The sequence below is a fragment of the Hafnia sp. HMSC23F03 genome (assembly GCF_001816025.1).
GTDB classification, from domain to species: domain Bacteria; phylum Pseudomonadota; class Gammaproteobacteria; order Enterobacterales; family Enterobacteriaceae; genus Hafnia; species Hafnia paralvei.
Genome location: NZ_KV824233.1, coordinates 143297 through 155448, shown reverse-complemented (window position 1 = coordinate 155448; position 12152 = coordinate 143297). Strand labels below are relative to the sequence as shown.

At 49.1% G+C, this 12152-nt stretch carries 10 protein-coding genes and 1 pseudogene; 4 read left to right on the top strand and 7 right to left on the bottom strand.

The genetic code is table 11. The annotated features are described in order from the left end of the window. The first annotated feature begins 84 nt into the window (after nt 1-84). The 3 genes from HMPREF3091_RS15585 to HMPREF3091_RS15575 all read left to right on the top strand — a co-directional run bounded on the left by HMPREF3091_RS15585 (nt 85) and on the right by HMPREF3091_RS15575 (nt 5232). Nucleotides 85-1248, top strand: a complete 1164-nt coding sequence (locus HMPREF3091_RS15585) for a NapC/NirT family cytochrome c (protein WP_004095984.1) — start codon at nt 85-87, stop codon at nt 1246-1248. A 12-nt stretch (nt 1249-1260) separates the two neighbouring features. Continuing rightward, complete coding sequence (torA, locus tag HMPREF3091_RS15580) at nt 1261-3777, top strand: trimethylamine-N-oxide reductase TorA (protein ID WP_004095986.1); 2517 nt, start codon at nt 1261-1263, stop codon at nt 3775-3777. A gap of 276 nt (nt 3778-4053) precedes the next feature. Then, nucleotides 4054-5232, top strand: a complete 1179-nt coding sequence (locus tag HMPREF3091_RS15575; protein ID WP_118936883.1) for a sugar efflux transporter — start codon at nt 4054-4056, stop codon at nt 5230-5232. 69 nt (nt 5233-5301) lie between these two features. Here HMPREF3091_RS15575 and HMPREF3091_RS15570 read toward each other — a convergent pair whose 3' ends face one another. The 7 genes and pseudogenes from HMPREF3091_RS15570 to HMPREF3091_RS15540 all read right to left on the bottom strand — a co-directional run. Then, complete coding sequence (locus HMPREF3091_RS15570; protein WP_070716874.1) at nt 5302-6045, bottom strand: 2-dehydro-3-deoxy-phosphogluconate aldolase; 744 nt, start codon at nt 6043-6045, stop codon at nt 5302-5304. Beyond that, nucleotides 6032-7156, bottom strand: a complete 1125-nt coding sequence (locus tag HMPREF3091_RS15565; RefSeq protein WP_070716871.1) for a D-glucosaminate-6-phosphate ammonia lyase — start codon at nt 7154-7156, stop codon at nt 6032-6034. Before HMPREF3091_RS15565 ends, HMPREF3091_RS15570 begins: the two co-directional genes overlap by 14 nt. 10 nt (nt 7157-7166) lie before the next feature. Continuing rightward, nucleotides 7167-8033 (bottom strand): PTS system mannose/fructose/sorbose family transporter subunit IID, encoded by an 867-nt coding sequence (locus tag HMPREF3091_RS15560; RefSeq protein ID WP_004095992.1) that lies wholly within the window; start codon nt 8031-8033, stop codon nt 7167-7169. After that, entirely contained in the window at nt 8030-8782 is a 753-nt protein-coding gene (locus HMPREF3091_RS15555; RefSeq protein WP_008812927.1) for a PTS mannose/fructose/sorbose/N-acetylgalactosamine transporter subunit IIC, read from the bottom strand. The genes HMPREF3091_RS15560 and HMPREF3091_RS15555 overlap by 4 nt, the downstream gene beginning before the upstream one ends. 43 nt (nt 8783-8825) lie before the next feature. Then, nucleotides 8826-9311: a PTS sugar transporter subunit IIB gene (locus tag HMPREF3091_RS15550; RefSeq protein ID WP_004095995.1), complete on the bottom strand. Its 486-nt coding sequence runs from the start codon at nt 9309-9311 to the stop codon at nt 8826-8828. A 50-nt stretch (nt 9312-9361) separates the two neighbouring features. After that, nucleotides 9362-9802 (bottom strand): PTS sugar transporter subunit IIA, encoded by a 441-nt coding sequence (locus tag HMPREF3091_RS15545; RefSeq protein ID WP_008812926.1) that lies wholly within the window; start codon nt 9800-9802, stop codon nt 9362-9364. Nucleotides 9803-9934: 132 nt separating this feature from the next. Next, a pseudogene (locus tag HMPREF3091_RS15540) lies at nt 9935-10252 on the bottom strand (PRD domain-containing protein); the annotation flags it as partial. 221 nt (nt 10253-10473) lie between these two features. Between HMPREF3091_RS15540 and HMPREF3091_RS15535 the strand changes: the two are divergent. Then, a complete protein-coding gene (locus tag HMPREF3091_RS15535; RefSeq protein WP_083321441.1) occupies nt 10474-12036 on the top strand; it encodes a DUF1266 domain-containing protein in 1563 nt (520 codons plus the stop codon). Nucleotides 12037-12152 lie beyond the last annotated feature (116 nt).

Genomic DNA, 12152 nt, shown 5'->3' with positions numbered 1-12152 from the left:
GCATTCTAGCGCGTTGAAAGTAAATTCTTTTATGCAGAAACACTATGGCAAGAAGATTATATTAATAATTATATGGAATAAACTATGAGCAATCGATATCAGACTCCCGGCAAGCGCCGGAGCAGAGCCTGGCTGTGGCTATTGTTGCTGGGGGCCATCATCGGGGCAGCCCTCCTTGCAGGAACCGCAACCGTCATGCACAAAACCAGTGATACAGAATTCTGTATTTCTTGTCACTCGATGGAACAACCTCTCGCCGAATATCAGGGCAGCATCCATTTCCAAAACACCAAGGGTATCCGCGCTGAATGTGCTGACTGCCACGTTCCACATCAGCCAATCGATTATCTATTGACCAAAGTTGCTGCGTTGAAAGACGTCTACGGCGAAGTCACTGGCAAAATCGATACCCCTGAAAAATATGAAGCCCATAAGCTCGCCATGGCGCAAAGCGTGTGGGATACCTTGAAGAAAAACGATTCTGCAACCTGCCGTTCGTGCCACAGCTACGACGCAATGGATGTGACGGCTCAAAAACCTGAAGCCCGCCAACAGCATCCGGTTGCTATCAAAAATGGTGAAACCTGTATCGACTGCCATAAAGGCGTTGCACATATTTTACCTGATATGAGTGGTTTAGCCGCTGCCGGTGCCAGCGAACTGGCTAACGCTGCTGCCAAAACACCTGACACGGCGACAACGCTGTATACCATCGCTACCGAACCGTTCTATCTCAGCGCAGACGAAACCCAGCACAATGCCGGTAACCTGATGCCATCCACCGAAGTAAAAGTGGTGAAACGTCAAGGCGATCGCGTTCTGGCTGACGTCAATGGCTGGCAGCAAGACGGCGTAAGCGAAGTCTTCTACGCGGCGCAAGGCAAACGCATTCTCAGCGTTCTGCTGGGTGAAGATGCGCGTAAGCAGCTGAAAACGCTGAGTACGGCTAAAGATGCAGAAACCGGTTTGGTTTGGCATCAAGTTTCACTGCAGGTTTGGTTGCCTAAGAAACAGCTGGTTGACGATCAACAGCAAATCTGGCGCTACGCTTCTGACATGATGTCTGCTAACTGTACCGGTTGCCACGGCTTAACAGCGCTCGACCGCTTTAATGCCAACCAGTGGATCGGTGTGGTCAAAGGTATGGCTCCACGTACATCCCTGACGCAGGAACAACTGCGCGTTCTGACGCAATACGTTCAGAAACATGCCAGTGATATGCCTGCCAATCAGCCGGACAAGATTTAAGGAGCTATAACAATGAAAAAAGAATTGAACTCCCACATTGAAAACGTTAGCGATTTCGAACAAAAACCGCTTCAGGTAAGCCGTCGTCGCTTCCTAACTGGTGCTGGCGCTGTATTAAGCGTGCCGCTGCTGGCTGGGTTCTGGCCGAAGTCTGCTTTGGCAGAAGCGATCAGTAAAGCTCTTCCGCAGTTTACCGCGTTACGTCAGGCTCAGACCGGTATCCTCACCGCAGCGCACTGGGGCGCGTTCGAAGCTATCGTCAAAGATGGCAAAATGGTCGACGTGAAAGCCATTAGCGACGATCCGTTCCCAAATGAGCTGATCACGATGGCGCCTTATCAGGTACATGCTGAAAACCGCATTAAGTACCCAATGGTGCGTAAAGGCTGGTTAGAAGGTGGTCCATCCAATAGCCAGCCAGAGTTACGCGGCCGCGACGAATGGGTTCGTGTTAGCTGGGACAAAGCGCTGACGCTGGTAAGCGATCAGATTGCTCGTCTGCAAAAAGAACATGGCCCACAGTCTATTTATGCAGGTTCTTACGGTTGGAAAAGCGTCGGGATGTTACACAACAGCCGCACCCTACTCCAACGAATGATGAACCTCAGCGGCGGTTTCCTTGGCTACGCGGGCGACTACTCTACTGGCGCAGCACAGGTCATCATGTCGCATGTGGTTGGCTCAATGGAAGTTTATGAGCAACAAACCGCATGGCCTAACGTAATTGAAAATACCCAGTTAGTGGTGATGTGGGGTTGTAACCCGATGATCACCTTAAAAAATAGCTGGAACGTTCCAGATCACGTAGGCCAAACAGGCTTCGAAGCATTGAAGAAGAAAGGCACGCGCGTCATAAGCATCGACCCTGTGCATAACGACAGCGCTAAATTCGTTAATGCTCAGTGGATTGCACCACGTCCTTATACCGACACTGCCATGCTGATCGGTATTGCCCACACATTGCTGACTGAAAAACTGCATAACCAAGACTTCCTGAATACCTATACCGTTGGTTTTGATAAATTCGAAGCTTATCTAATGGGTCAGGACGACGGTATTGTAAAAGATGCGAATTGGGCGGCAGAAATCAGCGGTGTTGATGCTGAGGTACTGCGCCAGCTAGCACGCGATATGGCGAAAAATCGCACCATGATCATGGGTGGCTGGGGGATCCAGCGCCAGCATCACGGTGAGCAACAACACTGGATGCTCGTGACCGTTGCTTCCATGTTGGGGCAAATAGGTCTGCCTGGCGGCGGTTTTGGCTTTAGCTATCACTACTCTTCCGGCGGTAGCCCAACCGCTAAAGGTGGGATTTTAGCCGGTATCTCTGCGGGTAACTCACCGAAGAATACACCAACGCCAATTCCTGTCGCGCGTATTGCCGAGTGTCTGATGAATCCGGGGAAAACCATTAATTTCAACGGGGCTCAGGTTACCTACCCTGATGTGAAAATGGTTTATGTGGCAGGCGGCAACACCTTCCACCAGCATCAGGATACGAACTCACTGGTCAAAGCTTTCCAAAAACCTGAAACCATTGTGGTAAACGAGCCTTATTGGACAGCGACGGCCAAGCATGCTGATATCGTTTTCCCAACCACAACGAGCTACGAGCGTAACGATCTGGAAATGGGCGGTGACTATTCACAGCTCTATGTGTTCCCGATGCATCAGTGTGTGCCGCCACAGTTTGAATCTCGTAGCGACTTCGATATTTTCGCCGGTATCTCTGAAAAACTGGGCGTACGCGACGCATTTACCGAAGGCAAAGATGAGACTCAGTGGCTGAAAGGCATGTATGACGACATGAAAACGCAGGCTCGTGCAGCCCGCGTTGCTCTGCCGCCGTTCGATATGTTCTGGGAATCAAACAACTATGTACGCTTCCCAGTTCCTGAGGCCAATAAACAGTGGGTACGCTTCGCAGACTATCGCGAAAACCCTCTCTTGAATCCATTAGGGACGCCATCGGGTAAAATTGAAATCTACTCTGATGCCATCGAGAAGATGGGCTATGAGGATTGCAAAGGTATTCCAACTTGGATGCCGCCGCACGAATGGTACAAAGGTCCGGAAGCGGCGAAGTATCCGCTGTCGCTTAATACCGCTCATCCGATTAACCGTCTGCACTCACAGTTGGATAACACGCCGCTGCGTAAGAAATACGCCGTCGCCGATCGTGAAGCGATCTTGATTCATCCTGAAGATGCTAAATCTCGCGGCATCAGCAACGGCGATCTGGTTCGTGCATTTAACGATCGTGGCCAGATTCTAGTCGGCGCGGTCGTTACCGAAGACGTACGTCCAGGCGTTATTCGTATCAGCGAAGGGGCGTGGTTCGATCCTGCCGATCCTGCTACGCCAGGCTCACTGTGTAAAAATGGTAACGTAAACTGCCTGACTTTCGATATCGGCTCATCCAGTCTGGCGCAGGGTAACTGCGGACAAATGGCTCAGCTTGAAATCGAAAAATATCAGGGACCTGTATTGAACAACACTGCTCATACCGTTCCTGCTGGCGCATAGTTTGTAATGTGTCATATCGCTTAATATTCACGGGGCTTCGGCCCCGTTTTTTCTCACTTTCGATCATGTGCCATCATCCACGAAAAAGCGTGGGATGCTTGCCGCAGACTATTTTTTTAGCGCTCGCCATTCATTATTGTGCATTATTTAATCCGCACAGTTTGTACAACTTTCTTACAGTGTATGAGCTGAAACAGCTTTTCATTTTTTATATTCAGGCGTAACATCCCCCGCCTGAAACAACTCGTCCACCTCTGACTCGTCCCTGATAAACCTATGCGTATGTATTCGACCGCCCTTCGCCGTCTGCCGGATTTAACCTCGACCTCATTCTTAATCGTGGCTTTTTTAACCGGCATTGCTGGCGCACTGCAAACACCGACGCTGAGCCTTTTTCTATCCACTGAGGTGGTTAAAAGCCCCTTCATGGTGGGACTCTTTTATACCGGCAGCGCCATCATCGGGATTATTGTTAGCCAATTTTTAGCCGCACGCTCTGACCGCTCCGGCGATCGTAAAAAGCTGATCCTGCTGTGCTGTATTCTTGGCGCGGCGGGTTGTCTGCTGTTTGCCTATAATCGAAACTATTATTTACTGCTCATCGTCGGCGTGATGCTGACCAGCTTTGGCTCTACGGCTAACCCGCAAATGTTTGCTCTGGCGCGTGAATACGCAGATAAAACGGGCAAAGAAGCCGTCATGTTTAGCTCAATTCTGCGTGCACAAGTTTCTCTGGCTTGGGTAATTGGCCCGCCGATTTCATTTGCATTGGCGCTAGGATTTGGCTTTCCGTTTATGTATCTGGCAGCGATGGCCACATTTTTAGTCTGTGGGCTGATTGTCTGGTACACCCTGCCTTCTATGCCTAAAGCCGTCGTACGAACCACCGGCGTACTGGATGCCCCGCGCCGCAATCGCCGTGATACCTTGTTACTGTTTGCCGCATGCACGCTGATGTGGACCTGCAACAGCATGTACCTCATCAACATGCCGTTATACATCATCCACGAACTGCATTTACCGGATAAGCTGGCGGGCGTCATGATGGGAACCGCTGCGGGTTTAGAAATTCCAACGATGCTCATTGCTGGCTATTACGCCAAACGTTTCGGCAAGCGCTTCTTGATGCTGGTGGCATTAGCAGCAGGGCTCGCCTTTTATGCGGGTCTGCTATTTCTTATCTCGCCTTGGGCATTGCTGGCGCTACAGTTGTTGAATGCGATTTTCATCGGCATTCTGGCAGGGATTGGCATGCTTTATTTTCAGGATTTGATGCCCGGTCAAGCGGGGTCGGCTACGACGCTGTTTACTACGGCAACGCGTACGGGCTGGATATTTGCAGGCTCTGTTGCAGGCCTAATCGCCCAATTCTGGAACTACTACGCCGTGTTTTTTGTTTCACTGATTTTGCTGTTGGTCGGTGTGGTATGTATGTGGAAAATCAAAGAGGCATGACTTTTTCTAGCGATAAAAAATAGGGCTCTGGAAATCCCTTTCCAAAGCCCTCTCGTAAACACGCGTTATCTACACAATAGACTTAATGATTTCGAGCAATGTTTTAATATCTTCAGGCCGCGTTTCACCACTTTGCGGATCGATAATCGACGTATAAACATGTGGCATCACTCGTGCTACGCCAGCCTGCAAGCAGGTCTGTAAAATGACGCCAAAGTTTTCTAAATCAATACCGCCGGTTGGCTCAATGAGCGTCATGCCGTTACGTGCAGCGCTTTCCGCCAACGCTTTCAGCTCTGGCAAGCTTCGCTCGCCGCCCATTGGGAAAAACTTCGCAGCATGTGCTCCCATATCCAGCATCATATTCACCGCGCTATCACAGGAAACCAGAGCTTTATCACCTGCCGCACTGAGCTCGCCGGTTGATATCTGCACCGTTCCAGCATGGCCCGTTGGGCTAACTAATGCGTTGATGTGCGTATGTGGGTGCTGTGCCTGAGCCAAAGCACCCGCCGCAAAACCACAGCCGGTGAAGGTTTGGTTGACATGAGCGGCACCCGTGGCAGCAGCGATCATTGCGGCTTTATAAAACTGAGCCGGATCGCCGGCCCCAAGGCCTACCGAAATTGACGGAACTTGCGCTATCCAGCGTTTCACTTCCGTGACACCCTGAGCGACATTTTCAAACTGTGCAGAAAGTACGCCAATCACGGCGTGTCCTTCCGCTGCATCATAGATAGCGCGAGCATTATCAATATCTTTCGCTAAGACATTAATGGCTACGCGGTCCCGATAAAACTTAATGCTTTGCATGACAATTTTCCTGTTCCGCAGAGATCTGTGCCAGTCTTTCGACGATCATCGCCAACTCACTTTGATCTAAAGTTCGTGGATCGATGCTGAAAACACCTTGGTGCAAGAAATAGCGGCGAGTATAAATAGCCACATCGCCCGTACGGAGCAGAGCTTCCACCTGACGGGCGTCTATCCCCAAGACGTCAGGATGAACACGTACCTGCACACGCCAAATTGCACGCCCCGCTTCGTCTTGCTCGATTTCCGCGCTAAAACCAGGCAAAGCGGAAATGGCGTCCACGGTGGTTGCTAATGCGTCAGGCGTCATGCTATCTGCACCTTCAGCGTATAACTCCAGCGCCTTGACCAAGCCAACCATGTTTTCCTTGCCAATCTTCATCGCTCGCGCAATGCCGTGGTGCTGGGCTTTACAGCACCGAATCCACTCTCGCTTGCCAGTAATAAAGCCTGAGGTTGGCGCATTGAACGCTTTCGCTCCGCTGTAAATCACCAGATCGGCGCCTTGCGATACATATAAACGCAGATCCTCTTCCGCTGCGGCATCAACAATCAACGGCAGCTGATGCGCTTTAGCGACCTCAACAAAATCGGCTAGGGTAAGCATGCCCTTTTGTACGCTGTGATGTGATTTCACAAACAGCAACGCGGCAGTGCGTTCACTGATGGCCTTCTCTAATTGCCACCGCGCCGCAAGATTACTTTGCCCAACTTCAACCACGCGCCCACCACCTAAGCGAATAGCGCTAGTGATTGGCGCACCGTAGTCAATATTGTGTCCACGCAGCATCAGAACTTCGTTTGCCATGCCGGAGCTATCCGGCATCAAGGCGACGCGATCGGGCTCTCCGCGTGTAATCACTGCCGCAACCGCAATGGCAATCCCTGCGGAGGCACACGACGTGATATAACTGTCTTCTGCCCCCGTATGAATGGAAACCAACTCCCCAGTTCTATCGACGAGTTTATCTATCTCAACGAAGGAACGCGCAGCTTCAGCCGTTGCCTGCATGACTTCAGGAGAAACCGCCGATACGCCCAAAATCGTCATTTTTCCGCAGGCATTAATCACTCGCTTAAGGCCTAGGCGTTGATAAATATTTTGACTCATGGCTTACCCCTTACAACACACCCAGCAGAGAACACACCACGCTAATCACCACGACTGACAGCAGGATGGTCGTGTAACGAGGGCCTTTTTTGGTTAGGTAGAAGTAGATAGAAAACACCGCGGCCAATGGCAATAGGCCAGGGGCGATAGAGTCCAATATCTGCTGCACCACTATCTCTGAACCTTCCAACGCACTGATTTTTAGCGGAGAAGTGATCTTAACGTAGCTGGCGGATAGCGCCCCCATCATGATGAGGCCTAACACATTAGCCCCATAGATAAGTTCTTTGATGCGCCCTCCTTGTAGCAAGGTGATGATTGAATCACGCCCCAAGGTGTAACCTTTGTGTACCAAACCGTAGCTCACCGCCAAGGTAATTCCGGTGTAAAGAATCAACGGCAGGATCCCGCCGAAGGCGCTGCCCTTGGCTGCAAACGGAATGAAAATGGCAATCAGAAGCGGCATGACCGCAGCCCAAATCACCGAGTCACCGATACCGGCCAACGGTCCCATCAGACCTGTTTTAATCCCGGTAATCGACGCATCAGAGATAGGTTCACCGCGAGTTTTTTGCTCTTCCATCGCGATGGCGACACCTTGGATAACCGCACCAAAGGTCTGTTCAGTATTGAAGAAGTTCAGATGACGCTTCAGCGCTTCTGCCCGTTCCTCTTTCTCTGGATAGAGTTTTTTGATAATCGGAGTCATTGATGCGCAGAAAATCAGGCTTTGCAAACGCTCGTACGAACTAGAAACCTCGGCCCCGAGCCAATAAATAAACCATGCTTTGGTAATATCGCCTTTGGTCAACGCCGAACTATGACGGGCACGTTCAACCAGTTCATGTTGCATGATATCTTGGGTGGATTCACTCATGATGACGCTCCTTCATTCTTTGCCAAACCTTTCACCAAAAACGCAACGCAGGTACCGAAAATCGCCATAGCCATGATGTCGACCTTCAGATAAATCACCGCGAAGAAACCACCGATAAACCATGGCAACAGGCTTTTCTTACCGATAACCATAATCGTGATAGCAAAACCTAGCGCAGGCAGAATGCCCCCCATAATTTCAAATGAGTGAGTCAGCCAGTGCGGCATCAGCGCTAGGAATTTCTCCACGACACTTTGGCCGAAATAGTTGGCGCCAAACACCACGGGAAAACGCAACACTAATCCTAGTAATGCCGGATATAAGAAGGCACAGCGCATAATCCCACCGGTGTTCGCCTCTTCGGCATACTTATCGGCCATATGCACCCACGCAGCGTTCAGAGTACGACGCAACTGATCGAGGAATACCCCAATCACGCCGAACGGGATTGCCAACGCAATGGCTAAATTCGGCTCCATATGTGCCTGAACAGCAATAGGAATAGCGATACACGCGGCTAATGCAGGATCTGAAGGGACGTTACCACCCGGCGTTGACGTTACACCAAGATAAACCAGCTGCATGCCGGCCCCGATGATCATCGACGTTTGCATGTCGCCGAGAATAAGCCCAACGAACACCGCGATAACGATCGGCTGAACTAGCATGCCGGAGAAGGTATAGCCCAAGCGTAAACGGGCAAACCAGTAGTACAGCCCCATACTGATGGCAATAAACAAGGTATCCATAGTTATTTCCTCTGGGTAAGCTCAAATTGGTACAAGACGGTGATTAATATTTTTTTAGTATGTCTTCTAATGACTGAGGCTTATCTTCAGGGATGGTCTGGAAGAACACTTTAATACCGTGATCTTTCAAATCGCCCAGAATCGCAACGTCCTTATCATCCAGCGTAATATTTTGGAATACGGCTTTACGGCTTGGACCGCCACCTAAACCACCGACTTGAATGCTCTGAACATCAAATCCCTGATGAACGGCGCCCTGAACCGCCACTAAAGATGGGAACAGCACTAAAACCTTACCTTCACCTAGCTGATTCTCTTTCCATGCCGCGGCAAAGCTACTGTTACTGTAGCAATCCACTTTGATGCTTGGTGGCGCAGCCATAAGATAAATATTTTTCATGAAAGGATCGGCGTCTAATTCATCGCTCACCACAGCGATACGATTTGCCTGCGATTGCCCTACCCATTTGGTAACGACTTGACCATGAATTAAACGACTGTCAATACGACATAAAACGATGCTAGCCATGTGATTTTCCTTTTATATTTATTGAGTTTAAATATTGTGTAGTAAATGGTTCACGCGTTGTTCTGTAGGCCGTTTATATGCGCCACAACATCGCGACAGCTTTCACGACCAGCCTCAACCAGTTCGTCGATACTCTCCGTCAGCGGACCGTTTTCACGGAGTTCTAACGCCTGAAGCAGCAGCGATGCATTGAGCCCAGCGACGACGCCAATGGGATAATCAACGCTTAACCGCGCAGCTACGTTTGACGTTGTGCCACCAATGAAATCAGTTAGGATCAACGACCCTGCAGGCATCGTGCTCACGGCATGTTCAACACGTTGGAAAAAATCGCTAAAGGTATCTACCGGCATTAATGCGATTTCGGTAACACCTTGAATATCTCCGGCAACCATTCTTAGGCTGGCACACAGCTGGCTACCCCAGCCACCGTGAGTGAGCAGCAATATTTGCGGTACAGCATGGGCCGAGTTTGAAGCGGTGGTAGACAAAATGAGCCTCCTGGCGTTCAGTCAAAGAAATAAAAAACTATCTATGTCTGATATAGCAAAGCGCATGCCAGCAATGTGTCACGGTAGGCTAATTTATGTGGGGCACTCAGAGGAAAGCCCGCAGAATGCGGGCTAGCAGTAGAGAAGTTCGTAGATATAAATAAATTCGGCGTCAGATAAACGCATCGCGTAAGCCTCTTCAATAGGCAAAAATGCCTGTTTGATGACACTCATGGCGTTCACATCAAGATCCAGCGGCGAGTTCAGCGCCATCTGTAACGGTTTACGGCTAATCACGATACGCTCGCCCCTGCAGCAGCAGTGGATCAGGAAACGTAGTGTCACCTGACGGCGAGATTTGAGGTCTGAAAGCTGACAGATGCATGCAGGCTCCTCCATTTCTTGCAAAATATGGCGAGAATTCAGCACTGAGATTTGATTAATCATACTTTACAATATTAGAACGCTGATGAAACACCCTGGACAGAGCGCCCCTCAAAGCGGTCATATCTCTAACAACGGTATTGTCGACACGCTATTGGGAACATGCTTAAATCTATAATGTAGGCGGCTCGACATTAATAACTTCAGTGAATTTTCGGCATTACATATATATTATTTTCAACATTCTTAATGAAACTTTAGTATTACTCACAGGGATTTTTTTCGCTATGGATTGGCTACTGCATCATCCTCACCTATTTTATTCTCGTTTATCTTTATATCACTCCGTCCACAAAGCTTGGCGTTTTGCCATCCGAGGTGCCTGTCTACTGTTAGCGTTGTCATTGCTTACGGCCTGCGACAGTAAAGAGGACATTGCTGCTCAGCAATTTAAAGATAAAACGTCTGTTCATAAATTATTATCGGAAACCTACAGAGCGTTATGTGGTCGTTATCCAGGCTCATTACCAGAGCAGTATATTGCGCGTAAGAAAATGCTGTCGTCTTATTTCCAAAATGAATTGGTTGAGCCCGCAATGAAATTTGTCAGTGAGAGCTCTCCTCGGTGTTATTTCCCTGATGTGGTTGAGAATTCTATTTATATTGATGGAAGTAATGCCGAAGCCGTTGTCTATTCAAGTAAAAATCGCGCATGCGCCGTTCCCGTTGAATTAAAACGCCGTTGGTTGGATGGTCACTGGCAAATCAGTGCGATTAATTTTGAGTTAGTTCAGCAATATCTTAAGACCTCTCAAACCTCTCCTTTATTGACTGCGCAAATACAAGAGATACAAGAGCGGGCACAGGTTCAGGAAAGTGAATATCCGGCGCAATCGGTGGAGCAAGAACAGCCTGAAACCCTATGGGATACGGTTGTTAGATGGATTTTCAATGTCCTAAAAGCCTTAGCCATTTTGGTTGCCATTCTTGCTGCTGCGTATGTCTTTTACGCTTGGCGTTATGTGATGATGGGAGGGCACCGTAAGTTTGAAGCGCAGTGTAAGAAGGCGCCGGTATCATCCGAGCTTTGGCCGCTAGCGGTGGGGGCTCCTTATGCTATCGTGACTGACTATGACTGGAACACTATCGCCGCCGATAATGAAGAGCAAGCGGCAGAAAATAAACAGAAAGCCGAAGAGGGACTCTCTTCATCCTGGGGGATCGACGATCGGGAGTCTTTACTGGCCGAATTGTTTGAGCTATTTACTTCAGGCCATCGGGCCGTGTATACAGAACAAATCGAATCCGATTGCAACATGCCAGAACATGAATATGTAGAGTATGCCAGCCGCTTAGCGTTAGCATCGAAGCATAATTCAGACTGCAAAGAACGTCTGTGGCAATTAAATGCCGCTCGTAAGAACAAACGCCGCATTTGCCAACTGGATTTCTTGGCATGGGATATGGTGCGTTTTGTGATGCTATGTCACGACGGTGCCAAAGCCGGTTTTTTAAGTGAACAAGAAATGCTGGATTTTTCACTGCTGGCAGCGGTTGAATTACAACCACATTATCAAAGCTGGCGTGATTTAGGTCAGGCGTTTTTACTTGCCCGTTGGTATTGGAAGGCTACTGATAAATTCCATCTATTGACACACTGTCTGTTTAAAAAAGCGATTTCAACGTTACTCAAACAACAGGGTAGCCCGTGGAGAACGCTGGAGTGGAATTGCTCTTTAGCTACGCCGATATCTTTTGAGCAATTTGCGATGACGTGTAATCCCGCTGAAACCTATGAATGGATGGATGAGGATGAGGATGACAAATTGGTCGATGAGTCAATGTACTAGATCTTAATCATTTCTAATAAGGCGAACGCATTAGCGTACGCCTTACTTTTTGGTGAATTAAGGGGGAAGTCGCAGAGTACGAGCTAGCAGTAGAGAAGTTCGTAGATATAAATAAA